This window comes from Brucella anthropi ATCC 49188 (genome assembly GCF_000017405.1).
Classification (GTDB): Bacteria; Pseudomonadota; Alphaproteobacteria; order Rhizobiales; family Rhizobiaceae; genus Brucella; species Brucella anthropi.
The window spans coordinates 606,955-633,429 of sequence record NC_009667.1 but is presented as its reverse complement, the minus strand read 5'-3'; the positions used below and the strand labels follow the sequence as shown (position 1 = coordinate 633,429).

The following is a 26,475-nucleotide window of genomic DNA, read 5'->3' as shown; positions in this document are numbered from 1 at the left end:
CTTCGCCATAAAGGTGTAGCTCAATCGCGGTGTTTCCGGCTGCTGCCGGTGCCCACTCCTCCCAATAAAAGGCTATGATCATGGCGGCACCGTCCCTCATTATTTTCGATTGCGATGGCGTTTTGGTGGATTCCGAAATTATCGCAGCGGAAGTCGAATCCACGCTTCTAACCGAAGCCGGTTATCAGATCGCCGCAGATGAAATGGCTGAACGTTTTGCCGGTCTGACGTGGCAGGATATTCTCCTCACCGTGGAGCGCGAAGCAGGGATTCCGCTTTCGGCATCGCTTCTCGACAAATCCGAAAAGATTCTGGACGAGAAGCTCAAGAACGAAGTTCAGGCGGTTGAGGACATCGTGGAAGTTGTATCGGCGCTGAAGCTGCCGAAGTGCATCTGTTCCAATTCGACCAGCCATCGATTGGAAAGCATGCTGAAGCGTGTCGGTCTTTATGAATTGTTCGCGCCCAATATCTTCTCAGCGAAGGAAGTCGGCACCAAAAAGACCAAGCCTGCTCCAGACGTGTTCCTTTATGCAGCCAAGCAATTCGGCGTCGATCCGAAAGATGTCATCGTGATTGAAGATTCCGCGCATGGCATTCAGGGCGCTCGCGCCGCTGGAATGCGTGTGATCGGCTTTACGGGCGGTGCTCACACCTATCCCGGCCATGCCGACAAGCTGACCGATGCCGGTGCGGAAACCGTCATCCATCGCCACAAAGATTTGCCGAGCGTTATCGAAGCCCTGTCCATCTGGACTGATGCCTGAACGAGATAATCCGACGCCTGGCTTTTGTCAGGCGGCGGATTGCTTGTTGCGCCCCTTGGGCGGAGCATTGAGAATGGCCAGAAGCTCTTCGGCTTCGCTCTCAGAGAGGCCGATCAGCATACGGGTTCCCATGATGACGGGCTCGCCAGTAGACGTATCGAAGATCGCCCAGGTGTCCGTCGGTTCAAGAATGCGTTCATATTTCTGTTTCATGAGACCACACTAGCGCAAACCTGTTGCCATTCATTTCACGCAGGCAGTCGCATTTAATTCGAATTTTATCGATCTGCATTTATTCACAAGCATTGGCGCAATCAAACTTTTCAGCGACGGTTTTGCTGCACTTCTGTCTTGTTTTCCGCAAACGGATCGCTACCGGCGCCATACATCTTCGTGCTTGCGGCTGAACCACTCGTTCATCTGACGGCAGATAGTCGTTTAATCTAAAAAAGAACATTAATTTCAATATGATCAACACATAATAATATTATCAATCGAAACTGTTGCAACGTTGATTAAATTTGCATAGTCTGCGTCTGCAACAGTTTGTTGTAAATTATGTCGGTTATGTTGATATGATTGATTTTATAGAACTAAATAATGATCAGAGGCGTGAAAAGGTTAACTCCGATCAACGCTATGAAGCCTTTCAGCAAGCATCTGCAACGGTCAAAAGCTTCCGTGGTTCATTAGTTTGGCATAGTGTTGGCGGAACCGAACATTTGATGCGCAGCTATTATAATTCTGCCGGAGTCAGACGTCAAAAGGTGGAAGGTCGCCGCTCACCAGAAACTGAGGCGATAAAAGTCAAATGGGATGCAGCTCGTCAAGCCGCGCAAGAGGTCTTGAGCGCGCGCAAATCTCAAATGGAACGCCAGACAGCTGTTAATCGCGCACTACGGCTTGGCCGCGTACCTCATCTTACGGCTCGGATTATTCGAGCCGTCGACAATGCTGGTTTGCTTGGTGCCGGGATTCGGATCGTTGGTACTAATGCGATATTTGCTTACGAAGCAATCGCCGGTGTGTTTGTGGATCCAGGCATCACTGCCACTGACGATATCGATCTGCTCATGGATGCGCGTCGTTCTCTCAAAATGGTCGTAGATGACGACATAAAGAATAACTCACTCCTCGGCCTCCTGAAGAAAGTCGATAAATCTTTTGAACGTACACGTTCCAGCTATCGCGCCGCAAACCGAGAGGGATATTTGGTTGACTTAATCAAACCTCCAGCCAAACCCATTTGGAGGGAAAGCCGTGAAAGCATTGGTAACGGTGAAGATGAACTTGTTGCTGCTGCGATCGAAGGGCTTGATTGGCTCGAAAATTCGCCACCCTTCGAGGCAATTGCGATTGATGAAAAGGGCGAGCCTTTGCGTATAGTCGCTCCGGACCCACGTATTTTTGCCGCTCATAAATTCTGGATCTCCCAAAGGGGAGATCGTGAACCAGTTAAGCGTCAACGTGATCGTGCGCAGGCAGAAACCGTTGCCCAATTGACGACCACTTACTTTAAACATCTTCCATATGAGGCGTCCGAGCTACGTGCACTGCCACGAAACGTTTTTGAAAATGCAGCACCCTTGTTCATCGATACTTAACCGCAAAATTATTCGAAGCCAGGATCAAGAAAATCATACCTGTTATATTGATATCGTAAAAGGTTGCGTTTCTAACAGTCTCTAATGACCATGGCATTCAACGTGCCAAGCATGCACTCTGTAAGTTTTTGTCGGCCCACTGAGCAAAACTTCAAGCCGAATACTATTAAATGGAAAAACCAAAATTAAATAATGCGCGGAAATATCTTTCCGCGCATTATAACTAAAAGAACGATTTCATGATCATGCGCCTGACGGCAATTCATTATTTCGTGTTGTAAGGACCTTCATCGAACCCTACGAAAATCTGGATATTGTTCTTGTCCGCCATCGGCACGGTGATCGTCTTGTCATTGAAGACGAACTGTGTAGCGGTATCTCCATTGGCTATCGTAACCGCCTGCTTGTGCAGCTTGGAATAGATAACCTGATCGCCCTGGCGGACGGCAACACGGATTGGCATGGTGATGGTGCCGCTCTTGTATTTTGGTCCAGGTACGACCTTGCCGGCAGCAGCGACGTCAATCGTCATGGTCCCTGCGCCATGCTGACAGGCGCGGGTCGTATCTGTCAGGGCGGCTTGATAGATCACACGCGCGGGATCCTTGTCACCGCCCTTCTCATACGTATTGAAGAAGGCTGTGCCGTCACGCAGCGAAACCGAAGGGCAGAAAGCGCGCAGCTCGGATTCCTTGATGCGCTGGTCGCCGGTAGCGGCGGGAGTGGTCAAGGAAGAACCTGAGCCTCCGTCGGCAGCCTTGTCGGTGCCACTGGTTGTGCAGCCTGCGAGGGCTGCGAGCAAAACCGTTGCAAAGACTGGAAACAACGATGAACGATTCTGTGGTGCTGTTTGCATAAACCGGGCTTCCCTGCACTGATCGACCTGTCTTCTACATCACGCATGTGTGTAGCGCGATGACGTTTTCCCGTTTTTTGCTCCGGAGAGCAACCCCATACGCGTCAACATGCTTTAAAACCTTGCGGCTTTTTTAGGGAGGCTCTATTGCATTACCCGGCTCAAAACCGCGCCGATCTGAAATGAAGGCCCAAGAAATGAAATATGTAAGCACGCGTGGGGAAGCGCCGGTCCTGGGGTTCAGCGATGCATTGCTCGCCGGTCTAGCCCGGGATGGCGGTCTCTATCTGCCACAGGATTATCCTCAGTTTTCACCAGAACAGATCCGCGACCTGCGCGGAAAATCCTATGTGGATATCGCGCTGGCCGTGCTCACTCCATTTGTCGATGGCGAAATTCCGCATTCGGATTTCCGCCGTATGGTGCATGAAGCTTACGGTACTTTCCGTCACGATGCGGTCTGCCCACTGGTTCAAACCGGCGCTAATGAATTCGTGCTTGAGCTTTTCCACGGCCCGACGCTTGCCTTCAAGGACGTCGCCATGCAGCTTCTCGCTCGCATGATGGACTATGTGCTGGCACAACGCGGCGAACGCGCAACTATCGTCGGCGCCACATCGGGCGACACGGGTGGTGCAGCCATTGAAGCCTTCGGCGGTCGCGACAATACCGACATCTTTATCCTGTTCCCGAACGGTCGCGTATCGCCGGTGCAGCAGCGTCAGATGACATCGTCCGGCTTCTCCAACGTTCATGCCCTTTCCATCGAAGGCAATTTCGACGACTGCCAGAACCTTGTGAAAGGCATGTTCAACGACCTACAGTTTCGCGATGCGCTGTCGCTTTCGGGTGTAAACTCGATCAACTGGGCGCGCATCATGCCGCAGGTCGTCTATTACTTTACGGCGGCGCTGAGCCTCGGCGCGCCGGATCGCGCGGTATCTTTCACCGTACCAACGGGCAATTTCGGCGATATTTTCGCGGGCTACGTCGCCAAGCGCATGGGTCTCCCCATCGACCAGCTGATTATCGCCACCAACGATAACGACATTCTCTCACGCACGCTGGAAACCGGCGCGTATGAAATGCGCGGCGTTGCACAGACGACATCGCCGTCGATGGATATCCAGATTTCCTCGAACTTCGAGCGCCTCCTGTTCGAAGCACATGGACGCGATGCAGCAGCACTGCGCGGCCTGATGGACAGCCTGAAACAGTCGGGCGGCTTCTCGATCTCCGAAAAGCCGCTCTCGGCGATCCGCAGCGAATTTTCTGCGGGCCGCTCGACGGTCGATGAGACCGCGGAAACGATCAAATCCGTGCTTGAGGCGGACGGCTATCTGCTTGATCCGCATTCGGCAATTGGCCTGAAGGTCGCTCGCGAAAATGTGTCCAATACAGCGCCGATGGTTGTTCTAGCAACCGCACATCCGGCCAAATTCCCTGATGCTGTAAAGGCTGCAAGCGGTGTCGAACCGCAGCTTCCGGCATGGCTTTCAGACTTGATGGAACGAAAAGAAAGCTTCACAGTTCTTCACAACGACCTGAAAATCGTGGAAGAATACGTTCGCCGCCATTCGAGAGCTTAAAAAGACCGGCTCCGAGACGAGAACCAGAGCGGGAATGCAGGGAGCAGTTTGCTTATGGGTGTTGAAGTAACGCGTCTTTCCAATGGATTGACGATAGCCACCGATACAATGTCCCACGTGGAAAGCGTGGCGCTTGGAATCTGGGTCAAGGCCGGTGCGCGAAACGAAGCTGCCGACAGGCATGGCATTGCTCATCTTCTTGAGCATATGGCATTCAAGGGAACCGAAAACCGCACTGCCTGGCAAATAGCATCGGATATTGAAAATGTCGGCGGCGAGATCAATGCCGCCACCAGCGTCGAAACCACATCCTATTATGCGCGTGTTCTGCGCAATGACGTGCCGCTGGCTATCGACATTCTCTCCGATATCCTGACCGCGTCCAAGTTCGACGAAGCTGAGCTGGAACGCGAGAAACAGGTCATCATGCAGGAGATCGGCGCGGCACACGACACGCCCGACGATATTGTTTTCGACCGTTTCACGGAAACAGCCTACCGCCATCAACCGATCGGACGCGCCATTCTCGGCGAACCTGAGACAGTGATGTCTTTTACCTCCGCCGATCTGCGCCAGTATATGGACGAGCAGTATAGCGCCGACCGCATGGTCGTGACGGCTGCGGGCGGTGTCGATCACGATGCATTCGTGAAGGAAGTCGAAAAACGCCTCGGCGGTTTCCGCGCCCACAATACAGCGCCGACCCTTGACCTTGCTCACTATGTTGGCGGTGATTTCCGTGAAAATCGCGAACTCATGGATGCACAGGTTCTGATCGGCTTCGAAGGCCGTGCCTACCATGTGCGCGATTTCTATGCCTCGCAGCTTCTCTCCATGGTCCTCGGCGGCGGCATGTCCTCACGCCTCTTCCAGGAAGTGCGCGAGAAACGCGGCCTCTGCTATTCGGTCTATGCCTTCCATTGGGGCTTCTCGGATACCGGTTTGTTCGGCATCCACGCTGCAACGGGTCGCGATGAGCTGGTCGAACTGGTTCCCGTCCTCATCGATGAACTGCATAAGGCAGCTGACTCCATCAGCCTCGAAGAAGTGGACCGCGCCCGCGCACAGTATCGTGCAAGCCTTCTCATGTCACAGGAGAGCGCTGCAAGCCGTGCAGGACAGGTCGCGCGCCAGTTCCTGCTCTATGGTCGCCCTGTCGAGAACAGCGAGCTGATGGATCGTCTTTCGCTGATTACGCCAGAACGGTTGACCGATCTGGCAGGACGCCTGTTCCTCGACAGCAAGCCCACCATCGCCGGTGTCGGCCCGGTTGGGCGACTGATGAGCTTCGACGGGCTATCGGATGCACTTTCGACCAGCGCGCATGCGAGGAAGATCGCTGTATAATTGAGGCAATAGGGCATTAGGGGAGTAGGGGAGTAGGTCAGTATGTTTAGCTCGGCGAATACGTCCACCCTTCCCTATTGCCTTACTGACTTACTGCCATATTGCCTTATCCCGTCATGATCGGCCTGCCCTTCCGTAGAAGCAATCCGACCGTCTTGCGTGGCCAGCGCATTTATCTGCGTGAGCCGATGATGAGCGATTTTGCGAGTTGGGCCAGTCTGCGGGAACAGAGCCGCGCCTTTCTTGCCCCGTGGGAGCCAACATGGCCCGACGACGACCTCACCAAGAGCGCCTTCCGCCATCGGATGCGCCGTTTTCAGGACGAAATATCGGCTGGAACCGGCTATCCATTTTTCGTGTTCCGCAATAGCGACAACAAGCTCGTCGGCGGCATTACGCTCGGCAATATCCGGCGTGGCGTCGGCCAGAACGGCATGATCGGCTACTGGAGCGGCGAACCTTACGCCGGCAAGGGTTATATGACCGAGGCCCTATCGCTGGTTATCCCCTTCGCATTCGACCAACTCCGGTTGCACCGGATTGAAGCAGCCTGTATCCCTCATAACGAGCGTTCGATACGGCTTCTCGAAAAAGCCGGATTTGAGAGAGAAGGACTGCTGCGTTCCTATCTCAAGATAAACGGCTTCTGGCAGGATCACCTGCTTTTTGCCCTTATAGAAAGCGACAAACGTATGACGGATAGCCGCATGATCAATGGCAAGGTTGGACGCTCGTGACGGGTTTTGCGGATAAGTGGTTTGTTGCTGGTGCGCGATTTCTCGCGCTCATGGTTTTTCTGACCGTTTCGGTCGTCCAGGCATCGGCCATTGAACCGATCAAGATTTCCAAGGAAGATACTGCCCTCGACCTGTCTCGCGCTGTCGAACTTCTGCGCAACAAGGGCGAGAGCGTGCAGGTATCGACTGCACCGGGTCCTGACGGCATTGTGCGCCGTATCGAAGTGCAGGCCGATCAGAACAGCAAGGCATCCGGCGACTGGGCCGCTTTCTCGATTGCAAACCCCACCGACGAGCAGATTGACCGCCTGATTGTGGCTCCGCATTTCCGTCTTGTCGGCTCCGGCGTCATTTGGCCCGATCTTGGCTCCCCGCGTATTGCATCGATCACACCAAGCGAGGGCTTTGCCCTCGACCGCCAGCCAAGCGCCGATGCAGACGTTTTCCGCATTACGCTCAATCCGGGCAGCGTTGTCACCTTCGTGGCCGAACTGTCTTCGCACAACCTGCCCCAGCTCTATCTCTGGGAGCCGGAAGCCTACAAGGATGCGGTCAATTCCTACACGCTTTATCGCGGTATTCTGCTTGGCATTTCCGGCCTGCTGGCGCTGTTTCTGACCATCCTTTTCGTCGTCAAGGGCACTTCGCTGTTCCCTGCAACCGCCGCGCTTGCATGGGCGGTTCTGGCCTATATCTGCGTCGATTTCGGCTTCTGGAACAAGCTGATGGAGATAACGCCGGGCAATGAGCAAATCTGGCGCGCGGGCACCGAGGTGGCACTTGCCGCCTCGCTTGTGATTTTCCTGTTCACCTATCTCAATCTCAACCGCTGGCACGATCATTTCAGCTACGGCGCGGTAACATGGGTTCTGGGTCTGCTGGCACTTGCAGGGGTTGCCGTCTTCGATCCGCCCGTGGCTTCCGGTATTGCGCGTATTTCGCTGGCACTTACCGTTGTGTCCGGTGTCGCTATTATCGGCTATCTGGCGGTCAAAGGGTATGATCGCGCCGTCATGCTGATACCAGCCTGGCTTCTTACCCTCATATGGCTTCTAGGTGCCTGGATGACGGTTTCCGGCAGGCTCGATAATGATATCGTGCAACCTGCCCTTGGTGGTGGTCTTGTCCTGATCGTTCTTCTGATCGGCTTTACAGTCATGCAGCATGCCTTCGCTGGCGGAGCGCTGCAACAGGGCCTTCTGTCCGACATGGAGCGACAGGCTCTCGCCGTCATCGGTGCGGGGGATATCGTATGGGATTGGGACGTACCGCGCGACCGCGTGGTGACGACGCCCGACATCGCCAATTATCTTGGCAATACGGCCAACAGCCTGCAAGGCCCGGTGCGCAACTGGCTTCCCGCCATGCACGCCGATGACCGCGACCGCTTCCGCTCGACGCTTGATGCCATTTTGGAAAACCGGCGTGGACGTATCGGTCAGATTTTCCGGCTCCGTGCCAATGATGGCCACTATCACTGGTATGCGCTTCGTGCACGCCCCGTCATTGGTTCAGATGGCGAAGTGGTGCGTTGTGTCGGCACGCTGGTCAATGTAACGGAACAGAAAAAGGCCGAAGAACGCCTGTTGCACGATGCGGTGCACGACAATCTGACCGGCCTTCCAAACCGCGAACTGTTCCTCGACCGTCTCAGCAATGTCATGAACATGGCGCGTGGTGAAAGCAATCTGCATCCGACGGTATTCATCATCGACATAGACCGCTTCAAACAGGTCAACGACAGCCTTGGTATGTCAGCGGGCGATACGATCCTCCTGACGATTTCGCGCCGTCTGGCGCGCCTCATGAAGCCGCAGGATACACTCTCGCGCCTGTCTTCCGACCAGTTCGGGCTGCTGCTCGCCTCTGAAAGCGATCCGGGACGCATCGCCTCCTTTGCCGAGGCTCTGCGTCAGGCCGTCCGTGCACCAATTGCCTATGCAAAGCGCGAAATTGTTCTGACAGCGTCCGTCGGCCTGATTACCTGGACGAAGACAGCAACAACCGCCGAAGACTTCGTGAAAGACGCCGAACTTGCCATGTATCAGGCAAAGCGCTTCGGCGGTGACCGCATCGAGCCATTCCGTCCTGCCTTCAGGGCTATCGGCAGCGACAAGCTCCAGCTTGAATCCGATCTGCGACGCGCGCTGGAACGTGACGAGATCAGCCTTGTCTATCAGCCCATCGTCAAGCTCGACGAGGGCACGATTGCCGGTTTCGAAGCGCTCATGCGCTGGGAACACCCACGGCGCGGCGCCATTTCGCCCTCGGAATTCATTCCGATTGCCGAGAATTCCGGCCTTATCATCCAGCTTGGCCTGTTTGCGATGCAACGGGCTGCAGAAGATCTGTTCGCATGGCAGGAACAATTCCCGAAGCTCGACCTTTTCGTTTCGGTCAATCTGTCATCTACACAGCTCATCCGTCAGGACCTCATCAACGATGTCCGCTCGGTGCTTTCGCGCATTCATCTCAATCCGGGCAGCCTCAAGCTTGAACTGACTGAATCCGTCCTCATGGAAAATCCGGAACAGTCCACGCACGTTCTGGCCCGCCTTAAAGCGATGGGCATCGGCTTGTCGCTTGACGATTTCGGAACCGGCTATTCCTCACTGGCATATCTCACGCGCTTCCCGTTCGACATCATCAAGATCGACCGGTCGTTCGTGAAGGGCGACCAGCCGCAGAAAGCCACCCTGCTGCGTTCAATTGTGAGCATGGCGCATGATCTTGGTCTTGCTGTCGTGACCGAAGGTGTGGAGAGCGAAAGCGATGCGCTTCAGCTTCGTCAGATGGGTTGCGAATATGTGCAGAGCTTCATGTTCGGCCAGCCGACGAGCCGCGACGAAGCAACCCGCATGATCCGTGAACAGCTCAACGCTGCAGCGGCCTGATTAGGGCAGTAGGAAAATATGGCCGTTTCGGCCGTACGCAATTTAAACATATTGCCTTACTGCCCTATTGCCTTAATCCTGCTCTCAAGCATGCCCTGCATCGGAAACAAGCCGGGACATATCGATGCCCATATGGAGCATCAGGCGCGAATATTTGCCCTCTATATCGCTGTCGAACAGCATGTCGAGCGGCGCGTCGCAGGTTAGCCAGCCATTCTCGGCAAGTTCCACCTCGATCTGGCCCGGCGCCCAGCCGGAATAGCCTAGCGCCATCAGCGCGCGTGACGGCCCCCTGCCCCCGTAAATGGCGCGCAGAATATCGACCGTTGCTGTGAGGCAGACTTCCTCCGAAACCGGCATTGTGGAATCAACCATGTAATCATCGGAATGCAACACGAAGCCACGCGTACGGTCCACAGGCCCGCCATTGCGTACCATCATATGCTGCGCGCGATCCGGCAGAATAATCAGTTCATCCTCATCGATGACCCCGATCTGACGCAGGAGGTCTGGAAATTCGACCGGCTGAAGCTGATTGATGATGAAGCCCATCGCGCCTTCATCGGAATGCGCACAAATATAGACCACCGACCGGGCAAAACGCTCGTCGCTCATTCCGGGCATGGCAAGCAGGAACTGCCCGTTCAGAAAACCCTGCTCCTTGTTTGGCGCCTTGAGAATGGTCATGAATATGAAGGTAGCAAGACTACGCAAAATAACAATGGTCATTTATTTCCCGCCTCGGATTCGACGTGAAAACTCGTTCGGATAACCAACTAGGCGGCGTGGACGAATTGGTTGACGAATTGATCGCAGCTTGATTCAAGACTGCTTTTTGGAGGCAGTCATGAGCCGAGGCGATCTGAGCGAATCCGAATGGCGTGTTCTGAAGGATTTATTGCCGATTGAAGCAGTCAATCGGGGACGCGGTCGTCGTCCGGAGCAAAATCGTGCGATCATCAACGGCATACTTTGGAGACTTCGCTGCGGGACGCCTTGGCGGGATGTCCCACCCAAATACGGCAATTGGAATACGATCTATCGGCGGTTTCGGCGTTGGAGCGAAGCCGGGGTCTGGGAGGCTGTTTCGATCACGCTCGCTGAGATCATGGCTGACAGCGGCCACTACAGCATCGATAGCACCACAGTTCGGGCCCATATTTCGGCAGCGGGCGGAAAGGGGGGATTCATCGACGCGCTCTTGGCCGCTCGCGGGGCGGGTTCACCAGTAAACTTCACTGTCTGGCTGATGCCAGAGGAAGACCGCTTGCCTTCCATCTGACGGTTGGCGAAGCCGCAGATTGCAAGGCTTACGACACTCTGATCAGCTTACCCGAGCAAGCGCCACAGGCGCTTCTTGCTGACAAGGGATATGATGCGGATGCCATTCGTGATGATCTTGCCAGCCGCAATATCAAGCCCGTCATTCCTGGCAGAGCAAACCGCCGCGTGAAGATTGAATATGATCGCACGCTGTATAAACAGCGCAACCTAATCGAACGGATGTTTGGCAGACTGAAAATCAACCGCGCCATTGCTACTCGATACGACCAACTCGCCGAGAGCTTCATCAGCATGGTTCATATTGCTACCGCAAGATACTGGCTCAAATTCGTCCACGCCGCCTAGGCTTCCTCCGCACAAGCAACCGATGGACGTCGCAGCTCGACAATATTGGACTTGAAGCGACCATCTTTTCATTCCATCTTTTGCCCATGAACATCCGAACTCTTGCACTAGCACCGTTTCTGTTGGCCTCGCTGGTACTTCCGGCATTGGCCTCGACCTCTGACTGGACCGAGACGCCCGGCGGGCGTGTTCGCGTCATCATTGAAGACAACAGCCCGAACAACGCGACCAGCAACGAACGGCGCGGTGCCTTGCAAGTTGAGTTGCAGCCAGGCTGGAAAACCTATTGGCGTAATCCCGGCGATGCGGGAGTTCCGCCGCAGATCAACATCGAAGGTGAGGCGAAAGCACAGATCGATTTTCCTGCACCCGTCCGGTTTGGCGGAGAAGATGAAGGCGGGATTGGATATAAACAGCCCGTTTCACTGCCGATAGTCTTTCACCTCACAGCCGCCGACACGCGGCTGAAAGGCCATGTTTTCCTTGGTGTCTGTGAAAAAATATGCATTCCGGTGCAGGCTACGTTCGATTTCCCACTCAATGGAGACGGACAACAGGATTCGCCACAAGCGATAGCGGCCCGCACGATCATTGAGACTGCGTTCGACCGGCTACCGACGGCGGCAACCTCAACGTTCGGCATAAGCGATGTGAAGCGGGATGGAGACCAAGCCGTCTTCGACCTTGCTGTTCCCGACCCCGCCGCCCCTGTGGAGTTGTTTGTCGCCAGCGACAAGATCAGGATTTCCGATGCCGTCGCAATTGAAAGTAGTCAGCCCGGCCACCGTTTCACTGCAAAGGTGCACGGGGAGGCAGATAATGCCGTCGTTGACTATACCATCGTGCAGGGCGGGAAAGCCGTTTCCGGTCAAGTGACGCTGGATTAGTTTTTCCTGCTTCTATCCTTGTTTTAAAATTGTCCAGCGACCTGTTATCGGTTTAACTGTGCCGCCCGCGCTTCGCGGTGCGATTAGAGTTTGACAGTAGGCAGCGGAGCAGACGGCCCCCTGCCCCGAGGAGAAATTAGATGACGATCAAAGTTGGCGACAAGTTGCCTGCAGCGACTTTCAAGGTGAAGACCGCAGACGGCGTCAAGGAAATGACGACCGACGAAGTCTTCAAGGGCAAGAAAGTCGTTCTCTTTGCCGTTCCAGGCGCCTTTACGCCGACCTGCAGCCTCAATCACCTGCCGGGCTATCTCGATAATCGCGATGCGATCCTTGCCAAGGGTGTCGACCAGATCGCGGTTGTTGCGGTGAATGATGCTTTTGTCATGGGCGCTTGGGCACAGAGCACGGGCGGCGAAGGCAAGATCCTCTATCTGGCCGATGGTTCGGCAGTGTTCACAAAAGCGGCAGGCCTTGAGCTCGACGCAACGGCTGGCGGCCTTGGCATTCGTTCCAAGCGTTATTCGGCAATCGTGGAAGACGGTGTGGTCACGACGCTCAACATCGAAGAGCAGGCCGGACAAGCGGTTACATCGGCTGCGTCGGGCATTCTCGAACAGCTTTGATCTAGAGCATTTCCAACGATTTCATTAGCGCGCGTTTCGATCTGACTGGATCAGATCGGCGCTCTAACAAAAAAGGGCGGCAATGCCGCCCTTTTTCATGCAAGTTTATTGCACTTTCAGTGACTTACGCCCACCATACTTGAATGGCTCCATGCCCTCCCGGGCAAGTTCGTCGGCGCGTTCATTTTCCGGATGTCCGGCATGGCCCTTGACCCAATGCCAGTTGACCTTGTGCGGCTTGCGCGCTTCATCAAGCGCCTGCCAAAGCTCAGCATTCTTGACCGGCTTTTTGGCTGCAGTCTTCCAGCCATTGCGTTTCCAGCCTTCGATCCAGCCGGAAATGCCGTCACGCACATAGACCGAATCCGTATAAAGATCGACTTCGCACGGTTCTTTGAGTGCCGAAAGCGCCGAAATAGCCGCCATCAACTCCATGCGGTTGTTGGTCGTGTCGGCTTCGCCGCCCTTCAGTTCCTTGACATTATCATTCCAGCGCAGGATTGCGCCCCAGCCGCCGGGGCCGGGATTGCCCGAGCAGGCACCGTCCGTATAAGCCTCAATCCGCTTCACGCAGCTGCTCCCTGCTGCTCAAGACCATATTCGGCAGCAGTTTCGATCTGGCGATGGAAGCGGATCTTGCGCACATACTCCATCGGGTCTTTCTTGACCACGAAACTGCCTTCGGGAACATTCAGCCAGTCATAAAGCCGGGTGAGCATGAAGCGGATGGCGGCCCCACGCGCCAGAACCGGCAGTGCATCGGCTTCCGCCGCGGAAAGCGGACGAACCGAAGTATAGCCGCGCAGCAGTGCTGCACCTTTGGTGCGATTGTAGGAGAAGTCTTTCTCAAAGCACCATGCGTTCAGGCAGACGGCAACGTCGTAGGCCAGAGTGTCCGTGCAAGCGAAATAGAAATCGATGAAGCCCGAAAGCCTGTCACCAAGGAAGAAGACATTATCCGGAAAAAGATCAGCATGGATCACGCCCTGCGGCAGGTCGGCAGGCCAGTTCTTTTCCAGAAAAGCAAGATCAGCTTCCGCCTCGCGGACGAGGCCCGGTTCCACCGTATCCGCGCGCCCACGCGACAGGTTCCACAACGGGCGCCAGTCGGCAAGCGTCAGGCCATTACGACGGCGCAACGAAAAATCGGCGCCTGCCAGATGCATATGTGCCAGCCCTTCGCCGACCGCTTCGCAATGCTCCACCGTCGGGCGACGCATCCACATGCCTTCAAGGAAAGTGACGATTGCAGCAGGCCGTCCGGCAAGCTCGCCAATTGTCGTGCCATCACGACGAACCACAGGCTGCGGGCACTCGAGCCCACGGCTAGCCAGATGCTGCATCAGGCCGAGAAAGAACGGCAGATCTTCGCGATTGGTGCGCTTTTCGTAAAGCGTCAGGATAAACGAACCAGAAGTCGTATGCAGAAGATAGTTGGAGTTCTCCACTCCCTCCGCGATACCTTTGTAAGATGTCAGTGTGCCGATATCGTACTGCTGCAGGAAAGCGCCAAGTTCGATTTCATTGATATCCGTATAGACGGCCATGCCGCTTATTTCCCTTGTATGATCTTGGGCATCAATTTCGGAATACCGACCACCCGGTGTTCCCCGTTGACGAATGCCATATCCTGCACCGTCAGTTCCACATCGCGAATCTCGCGATTCACAAGGAAATTCTCGGTTTCGACCGTAGTTTCGGCCAGTTCAATCTTCACGTTGAAGCGTGCCTTGAAGGCATCGATGATTTCATCGACGATGATTTCAGGCGCGGAAGCACCTGCCGATAACCCCACAACCGATATATCACCGATGCGGTCCCACTCGATATCAGCCGCGCGTTGAACCAGCATCGACATCCGTGCGCCCGCCTTCTCCGCCACTTCAACCAGTCGCTTGGAGTTGGAGGAATTGGGCGCACCGACGATCAGAAAAAGATCGCATCCGGGAGCGGCGGAACGCACTGCATCCTGCCGGTTGGTCGTGGCATAGCAGATCGATTCCGCAGCAGGCGCGGAAAGGTTTGGAAAGCGTGCTTGTAATTCTTCGATAATGCCTGCTGTGTCGTCCACCGAAAGCGTCGTCTGCGTCACGAAGCCGAGATTGTTCTCATCATCGAAATGGCAGCTGCGCGCATCCTCAACCGTTTCGATCAATGTCACCGCACCGTCCGGCAATTGCCCCATCGTGCCAATCACTTCCGGATGACCGGAATGGCCTATCAGAATGACATGGCGACCGAGGCGCTGATGACGCATGGCCTGCTTATGAACCTTGGAAACCAGCGGACAGGTTGCATCGAGATAGAACAGGTTCTTGGCTTCCGCATCGGCAGGCACCGATTTCGGCACACCGTGGGCGGAGAATACTACCGGCTGATCGCGGTGCTCCGCAGGTATTTCGTGCAGTTCCTCGACAAAGATCGCGCCACGCGACTGCAGACCCTCAACTACATATCGGTTGTGCACGATCTCATGACGAACATAAACCGGCGCGCCATATTTCTTCAGCGCCAGCACAACAATCTGGATCGCCCGGTCCACTCCGGCACAAAAGCCGCGCGGCCCGCAAAGACGAATTTCCAGTGATGGTCGCTGATCGGTCATGAAGCGTGCTCGCAAGGTTCGGCGTGGCTTGAAACTTTAAGCGCATAACGCGTTTAAGTTTTTGTTTCACACATGTCTTTGTCCCCAAAACTGGTGCGCTCTTTTGGGAAACATGCACTCGTCTGGGAGTTGGGCTGCAACGAGGCCGTTGTCAACCCCTCACCCCTCTTCGTTTTTATTCTCGCTGTCTCGGACGGAAAACCGGTCTCCACTTTTCCTAAGACAGCGATAGCGCCACAACCACGTCCCGACAACCCCTATCAGGGCCAGAGCGAGGCCGTACCATGTCATTGCATACTGCAAATGGTTGTTGGGAAAATCGATAATCGTCACGCCACCGATAGGCAGACCACCTGGATTGGGTTTGTTATCTGCATCGACGAAGAACGGCACGACCTCATCCAGATTTGGCAGATCGGCGCTTTCGGCCATCGCCGTCCAGTCTTTCCAATAGAAAATATTCTTGGCGATATCGTTGTCTGGAAGGAAAAACCCGGGCTTTGCCGGCAAGGGGTCGCGTGCCAGACCGGTCACACTCACCAGGCCATCGACCTGTCCTTCAACACGTGTTGAAGGATCTTTTTTTTCGTAGGGAACGAAGCCGCGATTAACCAGCACGAAACGCCCATCTTCAAGCATCAATGGCGTATAGACATTATATCCGGCGGCTCCTTCATAGGTGGCCAGAAAATGCCGCTCTCCCTGATGCATGAAAGTGCCCGAGACCGTCACCGGGCGATATTCGACCGATCCCTCCTGCTTGTAGATTTTTTCCATTTCGGAAAGCGGCAAAGGCGCTTCATGAACGCGCTGTTCGGTCGATGCGATCAGCGCTTCCTTCCATTGCAGACGCTCCACCTGCCAGGTGCCAAGCGCCAGCAAAATGACGAGCGCTATGGCGGATGCGATCACCACACCCCACGGAAAGCGATGCGACTGCTGTGCTGTCGTCATTTACTGTCATCCTGTCGGCTGTCTATCCGCCCCGGCGCTGCCTTGTTGCGATATTGCATATTGATAAGGATGCCTTTGGCCCATCGCATGGCGACGAGGCTGAGGATAATGGCGAGCGGCACCCAGAGAATGAAATGTACCCAGAGCGGCGGCCCCACATTCACTTCCATCCAGAGCGCTAGACCAACGACGATGAAGCCGATAATCAAAATGACAAACGCCGCCGGACCATCGCCGGAATCAGCAAACGCGTAATCCAGTCCGCAAGCCGAGCAGCGTGGAGCGACTTTCAGGAAGCCGTCGAACAGCTTCCCCTCGCCGCAACGCGGGCAGTGTCCGGCAATGCCACTCTTTATGGGATCGACCGGCGGATAAATGTTCTGATCCGGCATTACGCTTCCCTTCTCAATATCTTTTCACAAACAAAAGGCGGCCATGTTGCCAGGGCCGCCTCGGAATTTTTACCCGCTAATGATCAGCCGGCGTGCATCGGTGCGCCCCATCCACCCCATACATAGATGGCGAAGAAAAGGAACAGCCAGACCACGTCAACGAAGTGCCAATACCAGGCAGCGGCTTCGAAACCGAAATGCTGCTTTGGCGTGAAGTCACCGCCGATTGCGCGGAAGAGGCAGACCAGAAGGAAGATCGTGCCGACGATAACGTGGAAACCATGGAAACCGGTCGCCATGAAGAAGGTCGCGCCGTAGATCGAATCCTTGAACGCAAACGGTGCGTGGATGTATTCGTATGCCTGCACAAAGGAGAACAGAACACCCAGCGCCACGGTGATTGCGAGACCGGTGATCATGCCCTTGCGGTCATTGTGCAGCAGCGCGTGGTGCGCCCAGGTCAGCGTCGTGCCCGACAGAAGCAGGATTACGGTGTTGTAGAGCGGCAGGTGCAGCGGATCGAGAACCTCGATGCCCTTCGGAGGCCAGACGCCACCTGTGAACGTGGCGCGCGCTACCTGATGCACTTCATTCGGGAAGAGGCTTGCATCGAAGAACGCCCAGAACCACGCCACGAAGAACATAACTTCCGAGGCGATGAACATGATCATGCCGTAGCGCAGATGCAGCGACACGACGCGGGTATGGTGGCCCTCATGCCCTTCCTTGATCGTATCAGCCCACCAGCCATACATGCAGTAAAGCACGATCGCGAGGCCGATGAAGAATATCCACGGCGTCACAATGTTGAGGCCGAAGAACGGCAGCTCACCGGCATTGATGTAACGCATCCAGGCAATACCGCCGACGGCAAGCACGAATGCACCCACCGAGCTCAGGAACGGCCAAGGACTGGGCGCGATAATATGATAGTCGTGATTTTTCTGATGAACGTCGGCCATGTCTCTCCCCGTAAATCCCCTTAGGGGCTCCTCTCTCGTACCTTCCTGCTTAAACCCCTAACGCGGTGCCAAGCAAGTCTGTCTGTAACAAGCGGTATTTCTTGTCAGAATAAAACCGCTTCATTGTTTTGTCTTTGCGGCATTATGCGCCGCTAGAACATTTCGTGATTCCCTGGATCATTGGAAATGCTCAATCTTCTTGTTTTATGCGCATTATCCTACGCAAAACCGCTCCGCACTTTTGCTGGAAATGCTCGATCTTTTGTTTTTACGCATGTCTCCTGAAACCGGTTCCCACTTTTGGGAGACATGCGCTAGGCATCAGCTTCCGTTGGTTGGCGTCTCGGCCTTGACATTTGCGACCGGCTTCGGCTTTTCAATCGGAAAGAATGTATAGGACAGTGTGATCGTCTTGACGTCCTTCAGATCGGGATCGTTGACGATCTCCGGATCAACAAAGAACACCACCGGCATTTCCATGTCTTCGCCCGGCTGCAGGGTCGTATCTGTAAAACAGAAGCATTCAACCTTGTTGAAGTAAGCTCCTGCCCGACCTGGCGCGACGTTGAAGCTCGCGCGACCATAGGTCGGCTGATCGAACAGGTTACGCGCTTCATACTTGATCATCGTCGTTTCGCCGATGCGAACCGTGACCTCGCGCTGTACGGGCTTGAAATCCCATGCCAGTCCATTGGCCGTATTCGCGTCGAAACGCACCTTGATGGTCTTGTCGAGGATAGTATCCGAATATTGCTCCACCCGCTGCGTCGTGCCGCCATAGCCCGTCACCTGACAGAAAATGCGGTAGAGCGGAACGGAAGCATAGGCTGCACCGATCATGCAGACAAAGAAAGACAGGCACGCAAAAGCAATCGTCGCATTGGAGCGCTGTTGCTTCTTCAGCTTTTGATCCTTTTCCTGCTGATCCGCCATTTTCTCCTCCCAGATTAAGTTTAAAGCGTATCGCGTATTATCTACTTCATACGACAGGCTTTAAACCGTTGTATGTATGCAGTCTTTATCCCAAAATCGGCTCCCGTGTTTGGGAGACAAGCTAGATCGGCCGCACCAAAACGTTCACACCCAGTTTCGCAATTGTGCCGATGTAAACAAGCAGCACGAACAGCGCCAGAGCGATTGCCAATCCCCAAGAGCGATTGCGCTGGGCTCGCTTCTGCTGTTCCGTCGGAACAATCAGCTCCAGCTCGTTGTCCGTCGGCTTCTGTACGGTTTTATCCATTAGAACCCTCCAAAGGCGATCAACGCCTTCATTACCAGTGCCTCGACAAGCAGCACCGCAAACAATCCCGACAGGTATAGCAGCGAGAAACGGAACAACTTGCGGGCGGCGGCCAGCATTTCAGGCTGTGATCCGGCAACCCACATGCGCCATGCATAGTAAACGAAGGCCAGTCCAAGCAGCGTGGAAATCGCGCCATAGACCGGACCCGCAAAGCCAAGCACCCACGGCAGAACGCCAACCGGCGCCATGATGATCGAGTAGAAGAGTGCCTGACGCCGGGTCGAAAGCTCGCCCTTGACGTTCGGCATCATCGGAATACGCGCCGCTTCATAATCATTGGCTGAAAAAAGCGACAACGCCCAGAAATGCGGAGGGGTCCACAGGAAGATAATCATGAACAGAACGACGCTGTCCCAGGTGATTTCGCCTGTTGCAGCCGCCCAGCCAATCATCGGAGGGAATGCACCTGCCGCACCGCCGATGACGATGTTCTGTGGCGTCGAGCGCTTCAGCCACATCGTATAAACGACGGCATAAAAGAAAATCGTAAAGGCAAGCAGTGCGGCCGACAGCCAGTTGACCATCAGGCCAAGCGTGACGACTGAAAAGGCTGAAAGTGTCAGGCCGAAGGCCAGAACTTGATTGGGCGCAATAATGCCAGCTGGAATAGGCCGGTTGCGCGTGCGCTTCATCACTGCGTCAATATCAGCATCATACCACATGTTCAGCGCACCAGACGCGCCAGCGCCGACCGCTACGCACAAGATGCTGATGGCAGCGAGCACAGGATTCATATGTCCCGGTGCGACCACGAGACCGACCAGCCCGGTGAAGACCACAAGGGACATCACCCGGGGCTTCAAAAGAACAAGGTAATCCCGCGCAGTCGCTTCGGAGAGAGCGAGCGCGTCGTCGGTACCTGCGTTTTTTTCCACCAGAGACATTTTGACTTTAAAAACCTCAAATTCACCGGTCCGAACACCGCGCCCCTACAGCACGGATCGGCACAATCACAACAATGTCCTCCCGGAAACCGTTCTGTTCCCGCCGGAAATGCCGTGCTTGATGGCCGACTTTTTCGTCTACCGGCGACGGGCGGAACAGAATGCCGCCCGCCCATAGCACATTTTGTAAAGAAGGGCGAAGTCTTTTCCGGACTCCGCCCATCGCACGATTACTTGATGCGCGGCAGCTGTTCCCACTGGTGGAACGGCGGTGGCGACGAGAGCTGCCATTCCAGCGTGGTTGCGCCTTCACCCCATGGGTTTGCACCGGCTTCACGCTTCTTCGCAAATGCCTCGAAGACATTGTAGAGGAAGATCAGGACTGCGAAGCCCGAAATATAGGAGCCGTAGGACGACACCATGTTCCAGCCTGCATAGGCATCCGGATAGTCGATGTAACGGCGCGGCATGCCAGCAAGACCGAGGAAGTGCTGCGGGAAGAAGACCAGGTTCACGCCAACGAAGGTGACCCAGAAATGCAGCTTCGCCGTAAACTCATTGTACATGTAGCCGCTCATCTTCGGGAACCAGTAGTACCAGCCCGCGAAGATCGCAAACACCGCACCCAGCGACAGAACGTAGTGGAAGTGCGCCACAACGTAGTAGGTGTCGTGCAGTGCGCGGTCGAGACCGGCATTGGCGAGCTGAACACCCGTCACACCACCGACCGTGAACAGGAAGATAAAGCCGATTGCCCACAGCATCGGTGCGCGGAACGTGATCGAACCGCCCCACATCGTCGCGATCCACGAGAAGATCTTGATACCCGTCGGAACAGCGATGACCATCGTGGCGAACACGAAGTAACGCTGCGTGTCGAGTGACAGGCCAACCGTATACATGTGGTGAGCCCAGACGACGAAGCCCACGACACCGATTGCCACCATGGCGTAAGCCATGCCGAGGTAACCGAAGATCGGCTTGCGCGAGAAGGTCGACACGATGTGGCTGACAATGCCGAAGCCCGGCAGGATCAGAATGTACACTTCCGGATGCCCGAAGAACCAGAACAGATGCTGGTAAAGGATCGGATCACCACCACCATCCGGCGTAAAGAAGGTCGTTCCGAAATTGCGATCGGTCAGCAGCATGGTGATGCCACCTGCCAGAACCGGCAGCGAAAGCAGCAGCAGGAATGCCGTCACCAGAACAGCCCAGGCGAAGAGCGGCATCTTGTGCAGCGTCATGCCCGGAGCGCGCATGTTCAGGATCGTGGTGATGAAATTGATCGCGCCGAGAATCGACGAAGCACCGGAAATGTGCAGCGCCAGAATGGCGAAATCGATTGCCGGACCAGGCTGGCCGGTCGTCGATAGCGGCGGATACAGTGTCCAGCCGCCACCGGGGCCCCAACCACCGGGTGCCGAAGGCATGAACAGCGAGATCATCAGCAGCAACAGCGCAGGCGGCAGAAGCCAGAACGAGATGTTGTTCATGCGCGGGAAAGCCATGTCCGGCGCGCCGATCATCAGCGGCACCATCCAGTTGGCAAAACCACCGATCAGCGCGGGCATGACCATGAAGAAGATCATGACCAGAGCATGCGCGGAGGTGAACACATTGAACATCTGCTTGCCGGCATCAAGCGCGGCATCGCCCTCAACACCGTAAACCATGGACGCCAAGCCATGGAAAATCTGGATGCCCGGTTCCTGGAGTTCAGCGCGCATCGCGATCGACAGGGCGCCGCCGATAATACCGGCGATGATTGCAAAAATCAGGTACAGGGTACCGATGTCTTTATGATTGGTCGAGTATACCCAACGAACCCAGCCGTGCGGCTTGTGGTCGTCGTGAGCACCATGCTCGTGAGCTGCTGTGCCAGCCATGGAATTCGCTCCCGTTTTTCAACAGTCTTGGCGTTCGGGATCAGAGACCCGCCGCAGCCACTTTATCGTTTGCGCCACCTTCAACAGCGGCCTGAAGCGCCTTGTTCGCGCCGTTCAGATCCGATCCCGCAGCGGCGATCCAGGTCTGATATTGCTCTTTCGAGACAACGCGCACGGCGATCGGCATGAAGCCATGATCCTTGCCGCAAAGCTCAGAGCACTGACCGTAGTAGAGGCCTTCCTTGTCCGCTTTGAACCAGGCTTCGTTGATACGACCCGGAACAGCGTCCATCTTCACGCCGAAAGCCGGAATGGTCCACGAATGGATCACATCGGCAGCAGTGACGAGAAGACGAACCGTTTCGCCGACCGGAACCACGACTTCATTGTCGACGGCCAGAAGACGCGGATAACGCGCGCGGTCTTCCTTGCCGGCAGCGGCGCGATCGCCATCCTTCAGAAGAAGGGCATCAAAGCTGACCGGATTATCGACCTGATATTCGTAACCCCAATACCACTGATAACCTGTCGCCTTGACCGTCAGCGTCGGATCTTCCGGCGAATACTGCGCCGTCAGAAGCTGGAAAGACGGAACCGCCAAAAACAGAAGAATGATCACAGGCCCGATGGTCCAGACCACTTCAATAGCGGTATTGTGGCTGGTTTTGGATGGCTCCGGGTTCGCGCTCGCACGAAAGCGAAACACCACCCAAAGCAACAAGAACAGAACCAGCAAGGTAATTGGAATGATAAACCAGAGCGTATAGCGCTCAAACCAATGAATCTGTTCGGCAATTCCAGTCGCTGCGTCCTGAAATCTCCATTCCCAGGGACGGGGCTGGTCCGCAAAAGCGGCACCAGTCGTCCACAGCACTGCAAGAGCGCCGCCGAAGGCGCTCTTCGTTGTGGCAACAATCTTATCCACCAGAACTCTCTCCCTTTTCGCCCTTTCGAGCTGGACGCCGGACGCTAAAGACGGCCGCATCCCCCGTCGGCGTTCAAACCACACCTTAGCGCACACCGCAAGGAAGGCGAATATGTTCCTGTGCGGCATTTTTGCGCGCAGTCCATGTGGGAAAGAGCGAATGTCCGAGTTTAATCAATGCGCCGGAGCTGCTCGTTTTCACCGTGAAAACTTGGGAAAACCGTACGAAACCCATAATGAAGCCATGATTTGACAAGACGTTTCCTTTAACGTGCCGCGTGACAATCGACGCAACAGACGGTATCACCGTTGCTATGATGGCCAGGACTGATAATCGCCAATCACGGCGCTTTTCATGGCCAATGCAGCGCGTTAACGTCCCGGTGATTCGATCTGGAGATTTCATGACTTTTCGCATGCTTGCCCGCCGCACGATCAGCCAGCGCCTCGCAACTCTTGCAACAGGCGTCAGCTTGACGCTTGCCGTTGCAACGCTTCCTTCGGTTGCTCAGGAAACACCGGCGCAGTTACAAACCCCACAAGAGGCCCCTGCTGCCCAGTCGCAGGCGGCTCCGAGCAGCCCGCAGCAGAGCGGCAAGCTCAAGTCGCAGCATGGCGCATGGTCCGTTCTGTGTGATACGCCTGCGGGCGCCAAGACTGAGCAATGCGCGCTGATCCAGAATGTGGTCGCCGCAAAGCGCCCTGAACTGGGTCTTTCGGTCGTCGTTCTCAAGACAGCAGACAACAAGGCGCGCATCCTTCGCGTTCTGGCGCCGCTAGGCGTTCTGTTGCCCAACGGTCTTGGCCTCAATGTCGACGGCAAGGATATCGGTCGCGCCTATTTCGTCCGCTGCTTCGAAGACGGCTGCTACGCCGAAGTGATCCTAGAGGATGAACTTCTCAAGACATTGCGTTCCGGCAAGGCTGCGACCTTCATCGTCTTCCAGACGCCGGAAGAAGGCGTGGGCATTCCTGTCGATCTCAAGGGGTTCGGTGAAGGCTTCGACGCGTTGCCTTGATCACAACTGAGATGACCGGTTGTTCTCAACCGATTTAAGGCTTACATCCTGCAGCAAACACATGCTGCAGGATTTATTTTATGAAAAGCCTGATCGACAGTTTCGACGCCAGCCGCGACGATATCGAGCGTCTTGTCGCCCAAAGCCTGAAGGGCAGCGACGACGGAGAGCTCTTCGTGGAATATCGCGAGGCGGAGGCGCTTGTTTTCGACAATGGTCGTCTCAAGACCGGCTCCTTCAATCAGGATCAGGGATTCGGCCTGCGCTCGGTCGCAGGCGAAGCAATCGGCTATGCCCACGCGGGCGATCTTTCGCTTGCCGCCTTGAAGCGCGCTTCCGATGCGGTTTCTGCAACCCTTAAGGGCTACGGCGGAAACTATTCGGCGGCACCTGCCGGCACCAACCGTCACCTTTACACGGATGAAAACCCCATCGGTTCGCCGACATTCGATTCCAAGGTGCAGCTTTTGCAGCAAATAGACGCCTATCTGCGTGCCAAGGACCCGAAAGTACGTCAGGTTTCCGTTTCGCTCGCAGGCTCGTGGCAGCAGGTCGAAATTCTGCGCGCCGACGGTCATTTCGTACGCGATATACGACCCATGGTGCGCCTGAGCGTTGCGGTAGTGGCAGGCGATGGCGACCGTCAGGAATCAGGTTCGCATACGGTTGGCGGACGCAAGGGCTTTGGCGAGTTCATCACCGCTGAAAGCTGGCAGCATGCCGCCGATGAGGCATTGCGTCAGGCCCTCGTCAATCTGGAAGCTATCCCTGCCCCGGCAGGCACATTCGACATCGTTCTGGCCAATGGCTGGCCGGGTGTGATGCTGCATGAAGCCGTCGGGCACGGGTTGGAAGGCGACTTCAATCGAAAAAAGACCTCTGCCTTTGCCGGTCTGCTTGGACAGCAGGTTGCCTCCAAGGGTGTCACGGTCGTCGATGACGGCACGATTGCCGAGCGCCGGGGTTCGCTGACCATTGATGACGAAGGCACCCCGACCAATCGCACCGTGCTGATCGAAGACGGCAAACTCGTCAATTATATGCAGGATCGCCAGAACGCCCGCCTGATGGGCATGGAAGCTACCGGCAATGGACGCCGCGAATCCTATGCTCACGCACCTATGCCGCGCATGACGAACACCTACATGCTTTCCGGCGACAAGACGCCGGAAGAGATCATCGCCTCCATGAAAAAGGGCATCTATGCCGTTTCCTTTGGCGGTGGTCAGGTCGATATCACCTCCGGCAAGTTCGTGTTCGGCTGTACGGAAGCCTACATGATCGAGGACGGCAAGGTCGGCGCGCCGATCAAGGGAGCGATGCTGATTGGCAATGGTCCGGATGCGATGCAGCGGATTTCGATGATCGGCAACGATATGAAGCTTGATACGGGTAGCGGCAATTGCGGCAAGGGTGGTCAGTGGGTACCTGTCGGCGTCGGCCAGCCGCATCTGCGCATGGATCAGGTAACAGTGGGAGGCACGGCTGTATAAGAGCCCTGCCGTCTTCCGCGCTTTCGCTCAGATGCCTGCTTTTTAGTGTCATCTAACTTGCAGATATCACCGGTAAAGTGCAGGCTATCAGGGTAACAGCCTGCATAGCGATATTCGATGTCAGGCCGGTCTGGAGAGAGGAATGCCTGAATCGCCTTACGACTGGACGGGCAAGCGAACGGAAAAACGTGACCGGCAAAAGCGTATGCTGGTCGTGACAGCCATCACGATGGGCGCACTCATTCTTGTCCTCGGCATGGTGGACGGCCTGCTGATCCTGCTAGGCTGATATGCTGCCGATTTACGAAATCGATTGTGCCGGGATAGAAAACCCTGACGATCTTTGGCGACGGTATCTTTCCGCTGTTCCAGCCCAAGACCCGGAATCCTTCGGTTACACACTCGACTCATTCTGGGACGCTGTGCAATGGCAAGGTCCAGGCTGGCCCGGTGAATGCGAACTCGTTTTCAGGAACTCCGAAGCTCTGGGCAAATTGAAAACACGCGGCGGCAAGCCGTTTCTAAAGCGTGTCGCATTTATTCGGCCTCATACCCAGCAGCCTTAAAGAAGTTCTGGCATTCATTGATGGAGAAGAGACTGATGATATCGCCAAGTGCTTTTGAGATGGCGTCGAAGCTGCGTGCTGCTCGCTTTCTCAGAAGTGCCTTGAGTTTTGAGAAAGCCATTTCGATTGGGTTCAGGTCCGGCGAATAGGGCGGCAGGAAGAGAAACCAAGCGCCCTTTGCCTTGACCAGTTGCTCAGCCTTCTGGCTTTTGTGGAAGCCGACATTGTCGAGGATGACTATATCACCGGCTGACAGTGTCGGCACAAGCTGTGTCTCGATCCAGGTTTCGAAGATGCGGCTGTTCATCGGTGCATCGACGATCCATGGCGCGGTCAGGCCATGGCAGCGCAGTCCGGCAATGAAGGTTTGTGTCTTCCATTTTCCGAAGGGCGCATAGGCGGCAAAGCGCCTGCCTTTGGCAGACCATCCGGTGCGTTTTGTCAGGCGCGTATTCGTGGAAGTCTCATCGATAAAGATGAGACGCGACAAGGCCTTGTTGAAGAACCGCTTTCGGCGATTGATCCAAAGATCACGCGCCTTGGCGAT

The 26,475-nt window shown here is 55.5% G+C and carries 26 protein-coding genes and 1 pseudogene; 12 read left to right on the top strand and 15 right to left on the bottom strand.

What is annotated here, in order from left to right; all coding sequences use genetic code 11:
* The first annotated feature begins 80 nt into the window (after positions 1 to 80).
* The gene (locus tag OANT_RS27050; RefSeq protein ID WP_040130235.1) at positions 81 to 767 is read left to right on the top strand and encodes an HAD family hydrolase; all 687 of its coding nucleotides are present in this window, start codon (positions 81 to 83) and stop codon (positions 765 to 767) included.
* Positions 768 to 794: 27 nt separating this feature from the next.
* On the opposite strand, the gene OANT_RS03130 is transcribed toward OANT_RS27050, so the two are convergent.
* Complete coding sequence (locus OANT_RS03130; protein WP_012090863.1) at positions 795 to 980, bottom strand: hypothetical protein; 186 nt, start codon at positions 978 to 980, stop codon at positions 795 to 797.
* A 308-nt stretch (positions 981 to 1,288) separates the two neighbouring features.
* Here OANT_RS03130 and OANT_RS03125 point away from each other — a divergent pair, with 308 nt between their 5' ends.
* Positions 1,289 to 2,371, top strand: coding sequence for a nucleotidyltransferase family protein (locus OANT_RS03125; RefSeq protein WP_235822996.1), 1,083 nt, complete (start codon positions 1,289 to 1,291; stop codon positions 2,369 to 2,371).
* Between the two features lie 265 nt (positions 2,372 to 2,636).
* Here the strand turns inward: OANT_RS03125 and OANT_RS03120 are convergent, their stop codons facing one another.
* A complete protein-coding gene (locus tag OANT_RS03120; RefSeq protein WP_012090861.1) occupies positions 2,637 to 3,227 on the bottom strand; it encodes a hypothetical protein in 591 nt (196 codons plus the stop codon).
* 197 nt (positions 3,228 to 3,424) lie between these two features.
* Between OANT_RS03120 and thrC the strand changes: the two genes are divergently transcribed.
* From thrC to pdeA, 4 genes are all read left to right on the top strand, one after another.
* A complete protein-coding gene (gene thrC / locus OANT_RS03115) occupies positions 3,425 to 4,816 on the top strand; it encodes a threonine synthase (protein WP_040129755.1) in 1,392 nt (463 codons plus the stop codon).
* Positions 4,817 to 4,870: 54 nt separating this feature from the next.
* Complete coding sequence (locus OANT_RS03110) at positions 4,871 to 6,163, top strand: M16 family metallopeptidase (RefSeq protein WP_012090859.1); 1,293 nt, start codon at positions 4,871 to 4,873, stop codon at positions 6,161 to 6,163.
* Between the two features lie 116 nt (positions 6,164 to 6,279).
* Positions 6,280 to 6,900: a GNAT family N-acetyltransferase gene (locus OANT_RS03105; RefSeq protein ID WP_012090858.1), complete on the top strand. Its 621-nt coding sequence runs from the start codon at positions 6,280 to 6,282 to the stop codon at positions 6,898 to 6,900.
* 50 nt (positions 6,901 to 6,950) lie between these two features.
* Positions 6,951 to 9,794, top strand: a complete 2,844-nt coding sequence (gene pdeA, locus OANT_RS03100; protein WP_049768413.1) for a phosphodiesterase PdeA — start codon at positions 6,951 to 6,953, stop codon at positions 9,792 to 9,794.
* Between the two features lie 84 nt (positions 9,795 to 9,878).
* On the opposite strand, the gene OANT_RS03095 is transcribed toward pdeA, so the two are convergent.
* Entirely contained in the window at positions 9,879 to 10,481 is a 603-nt protein-coding gene (locus tag OANT_RS03095; protein WP_029925498.1) for a YqgE/AlgH family protein, read from the bottom strand.
* A gap of 160 nt (positions 10,482 to 10,641) precedes the next feature.
* Between OANT_RS03095 and OANT_RS27390 the strand changes: the two are divergent.
* From OANT_RS27390 to OANT_RS03075, 3 genes and pseudogenes are all read left to right on the top strand, one after another.
* A pseudogene (locus tag OANT_RS27390) lies at positions 10,642 to 11,423 on the top strand (IS5 family transposase).
* A gap of 86 nt (positions 11,424 to 11,509) precedes the next feature.
* Positions 11,510 to 12,310, top strand: coding sequence for a protein-disulfide reductase DsbD domain-containing protein (locus tag OANT_RS03080; RefSeq protein ID WP_012090855.1), 801 nt, complete (start codon positions 11,510 to 11,512; stop codon positions 12,308 to 12,310).
* A gap of 140 nt (positions 12,311 to 12,450) precedes the next feature.
* Complete coding sequence (locus OANT_RS03075; protein WP_010658408.1) at positions 12,451 to 12,936, top strand: peroxiredoxin; 486 nt, start codon at positions 12,451 to 12,453, stop codon at positions 12,934 to 12,936.
* Positions 12,937 to 13,041: 105 nt separating this feature from the next.
* Here the strand turns inward: OANT_RS03075 and rnhA are convergent, their stop codons facing one another.
* The 11 genes from rnhA to coxB form a co-directional block, all read right to left on the bottom strand.
* Positions 13,042 to 13,506 carry a ribonuclease HI gene (gene rnhA, locus OANT_RS03070; RefSeq protein WP_012090854.1) on the bottom strand — a complete coding sequence of 155 codons (465 nt, stop codon included), beginning with the start codon at positions 13,504 to 13,506 and terminating at the stop codon, positions 13,042 to 13,044.
* Entirely contained in the window at positions 13,503 to 14,483 is a 981-nt protein-coding gene (locus OANT_RS03065; protein WP_012090853.1) for a homoserine kinase, read from the bottom strand. Before OANT_RS03065 ends, rnhA begins: the two co-directional genes overlap by 4 nt.
* Before the next feature lie 5 nt (positions 14,484 to 14,488).
* Positions 14,489 to 15,541 (bottom strand): 4-hydroxy-3-methylbut-2-enyl diphosphate reductase, encoded by a 1,053-nt coding sequence (gene ispH, locus OANT_RS03060; protein ID WP_012090852.1) that lies wholly within the window; start codon positions 15,539 to 15,541, stop codon positions 14,489 to 14,491.
* Between the two features lie 159 nt (positions 15,542 to 15,700).
* Positions 15,701 to 16,495: an SURF1 family protein gene (locus OANT_RS03055; protein ID WP_012090851.1), complete on the bottom strand. Its 795-nt coding sequence runs from the start codon at positions 16,493 to 16,495 to the stop codon at positions 15,701 to 15,703.
* Positions 16,492 to 16,887 carry a DUF983 domain-containing protein gene (locus OANT_RS03050; RefSeq protein WP_010658403.1) on the bottom strand — a complete coding sequence of 132 codons (396 nt, stop codon included), beginning with the start codon at positions 16,885 to 16,887 and terminating at the stop codon, positions 16,492 to 16,494. The genes OANT_RS03055 and OANT_RS03050 overlap by 4 nt, the downstream gene beginning before the upstream one ends.
* An 83-nt stretch (positions 16,888 to 16,970) precedes the next feature.
* On the bottom strand, positions 16,971 to 17,849 hold the full coding sequence (locus OANT_RS03045) for a cytochrome c oxidase subunit 3 (protein WP_012090850.1): 879 nt from the start codon (positions 17,847 to 17,849) through the stop codon (positions 16,971 to 16,973).
* A gap of 321 nt (positions 17,850 to 18,170) precedes the next feature.
* On the bottom strand, positions 18,171 to 18,782 hold the full coding sequence (locus OANT_RS03040) for a cytochrome c oxidase assembly protein (RefSeq protein WP_012090849.1): 612 nt from the start codon (positions 18,780 to 18,782) through the stop codon (positions 18,171 to 18,173).
* Positions 18,783 to 18,903: 121 nt separating this feature from the next.
* On the bottom strand, positions 18,904 to 19,089 hold the full coding sequence (locus tag OANT_RS03035) for a cytochrome c oxidase system small membrane protein (RefSeq protein ID WP_010658400.1): 186 nt from the start codon (positions 19,087 to 19,089) through the stop codon (positions 18,904 to 18,906).
* On the bottom strand, positions 19,089 to 20,036 hold the full coding sequence (locus OANT_RS03030; RefSeq protein WP_012090848.1) for a heme o synthase: 948 nt from the start codon (positions 20,034 to 20,036) through the stop codon (positions 19,089 to 19,091). Before OANT_RS03030 ends, OANT_RS03035 begins: the two co-directional genes overlap by 1 nt.
* A gap of 230 nt (positions 20,037 to 20,266) precedes the next feature.
* Positions 20,267 to 21,925: a cytochrome c oxidase subunit I gene (gene ctaD / locus OANT_RS03025; RefSeq protein ID WP_010658398.1), complete on the bottom strand. Its 1,659-nt coding sequence runs from the start codon at positions 21,923 to 21,925 to the stop codon at positions 20,267 to 20,269.
* A 40-nt stretch (positions 21,926 to 21,965) separates the two neighbouring features.
* A complete protein-coding gene (gene coxB / locus OANT_RS03020) occupies positions 21,966 to 22,850 on the bottom strand; it encodes a cytochrome c oxidase subunit II (protein ID WP_012090847.1) in 885 nt (294 codons plus the stop codon).
* A 404-nt stretch (positions 22,851 to 23,254) separates the two neighbouring features.
* Here coxB and OANT_RS03015 point away from each other — a divergent pair, with 404 nt between their 5' ends.
* The 3 genes from OANT_RS03015 to OANT_RS26675 all read left to right on the top strand — a co-directional run bounded on the left by OANT_RS03015 (position 23,255) and on the right by OANT_RS26675 (position 25,651).
* Positions 23,255 to 23,869 (top strand): invasion associated locus B family protein, encoded by a 615-nt coding sequence (locus OANT_RS03015; RefSeq protein WP_012090846.1) that lies wholly within the window; start codon positions 23,255 to 23,257, stop codon positions 23,867 to 23,869.
* An 80-nt stretch (positions 23,870 to 23,949) separates the two neighbouring features.
* On the top strand, positions 23,950 to 25,362 hold the full coding sequence (tldD, locus tag OANT_RS03010) for a metalloprotease TldD (RefSeq protein ID WP_012090845.1): 1,413 nt from the start codon (positions 23,950 to 23,952) through the stop codon (positions 25,360 to 25,362).
* Between the two features lie 142 nt (positions 25,363 to 25,504).
* Positions 25,505 to 25,651, top strand: coding sequence for a hypothetical protein (locus OANT_RS26675; protein WP_158304317.1), 147 nt, complete (start codon positions 25,505 to 25,507; stop codon positions 25,649 to 25,651).
* Between the two features lie 248 nt (positions 25,652 to 25,899).
* Here OANT_RS26675 and OANT_RS27035 read toward each other — a convergent pair whose 3' ends face one another.
* Entirely contained in the window at positions 25,900 to 26,418 is a 519-nt protein-coding gene (locus OANT_RS27035; protein ID WP_040128162.1) for an IS630 family transposase, read from the bottom strand.
* Positions 26,419 to 26,475 lie beyond the last annotated feature (57 nt).

Excerpts from the sequence above, each read along its gene's own strand:
- OANT_RS03075 (WP_010658408.1), top strand. The coding sequence starts at position 12,451 with ATGACGATCAAAGTTGGCGACAAGTTGCCTGCAGCGACTTTCAAGGTG.
- OANT_RS03130 (WP_012090863.1), bottom strand. The coding sequence starts at position 980 with ATGAAACAGAAATATGAACGCATTCTTGAACCGACGGACACCTGGGCG.
- OANT_RS03095 (WP_029925498.1), bottom strand. The coding sequence starts at position 10,481 with ATGACCATTCTCAAGGCGCCAAACAAGGAGCAGGGTTTTCTGAACGGG.
- OANT_RS03050 (WP_010658403.1), bottom strand. The coding sequence starts at position 16,887 with ATGCCGGATCAGAACATTTATCCGCCGGTCGATCCCATAAAGAGTGGC.
- pdeA (WP_049768413.1), top strand. The coding sequence starts at position 6,951 with ATGGTTTTTCTGACCGTTTCGGTCGTCCAGGCATCGGCCATTGAACCG.
- ctaD (WP_010658398.1), bottom strand. The coding sequence starts at position 21,925 with ATGGCTGGCACAGCAGCTCACGAGCATGGTGCTCACGACGACCACAAG.
- OANT_RS27050 (WP_040130235.1), top strand. The coding sequence starts at position 81 with ATGGCGGCACCGTCCCTCATTATTTTCGATTGCGATGGCGTTTTGGTG.
- OANT_RS26675 (WP_158304317.1), top strand. The coding sequence starts at position 25,505 with ATGCCTGAATCGCCTTACGACTGGACGGGCAAGCGAACGGAAAAACGT.
- ispH (WP_012090852.1), bottom strand. The coding sequence starts at position 15,541 with ATGACCGATCAGCGACCATCACTGGAAATTCGTCTTTGCGGGCCGCGC.
- OANT_RS03015 (WP_012090846.1), top strand. The coding sequence starts at position 23,255 with ATGACTTTTCGCATGCTTGCCCGCCGCACGATCAGCCAGCGCCTCGCA.
- OANT_RS03055 (WP_012090851.1), bottom strand. The coding sequence starts at position 16,495 with ATGACGACAGCACAGCAGTCGCATCGCTTTCCGTGGGGTGTGGTGATC.
- tldD (WP_012090845.1), top strand. The coding sequence starts at position 23,950 with ATGAAAAGCCTGATCGACAGTTTCGACGCCAGCCGCGACGATATCGAG.
- OANT_RS03065 (WP_012090853.1), bottom strand. The coding sequence starts at position 14,483 with ATGGCCGTCTATACGGATATCAATGAAATCGAACTTGGCGCTTTCCTG.
- OANT_RS03035 (WP_010658400.1), bottom strand. The coding sequence starts at position 19,089 with ATGGATAAAACCGTACAGAAGCCGACGGACAACGAGCTGGAGCTGATT.
- OANT_RS03040 (WP_012090849.1), bottom strand. The coding sequence starts at position 18,782 with ATGGCGGATCAGCAGGAAAAGGATCAAAAGCTGAAGAAGCAACAGCGC.
- OANT_RS03030 (WP_012090848.1), bottom strand. The coding sequence starts at position 20,036 with ATGTCTCTGGTGGAAAAAAACGCAGGTACCGACGACGCGCTCGCTCTC.
- OANT_RS03110 (WP_012090859.1), top strand. The coding sequence starts at position 4,871 with ATGGGTGTTGAAGTAACGCGTCTTTCCAATGGATTGACGATAGCCACC.
- OANT_RS03045 (WP_012090850.1), bottom strand. The coding sequence starts at position 17,849 with ATGGCCGACGTTCATCAGAAAAATCACGACTATCATATTATCGCGCCC.
- OANT_RS03105 (WP_012090858.1), top strand. The coding sequence starts at position 6,280 with ATGATCGGCCTGCCCTTCCGTAGAAGCAATCCGACCGTCTTGCGTGGC.
- OANT_RS03080 (WP_012090855.1), top strand. The coding sequence starts at position 11,510 with ATGAACATCCGAACTCTTGCACTAGCACCGTTTCTGTTGGCCTCGCTG.
- OANT_RS03120 (WP_012090861.1), bottom strand. The coding sequence starts at position 3,227 with ATGCAAACAGCACCACAGAATCGTTCATCGTTGTTTCCAGTCTTTGCA.
- thrC (WP_040129755.1), top strand. The coding sequence starts at position 3,425 with ATGAAATATGTAAGCACGCGTGGGGAAGCGCCGGTCCTGGGGTTCAGC.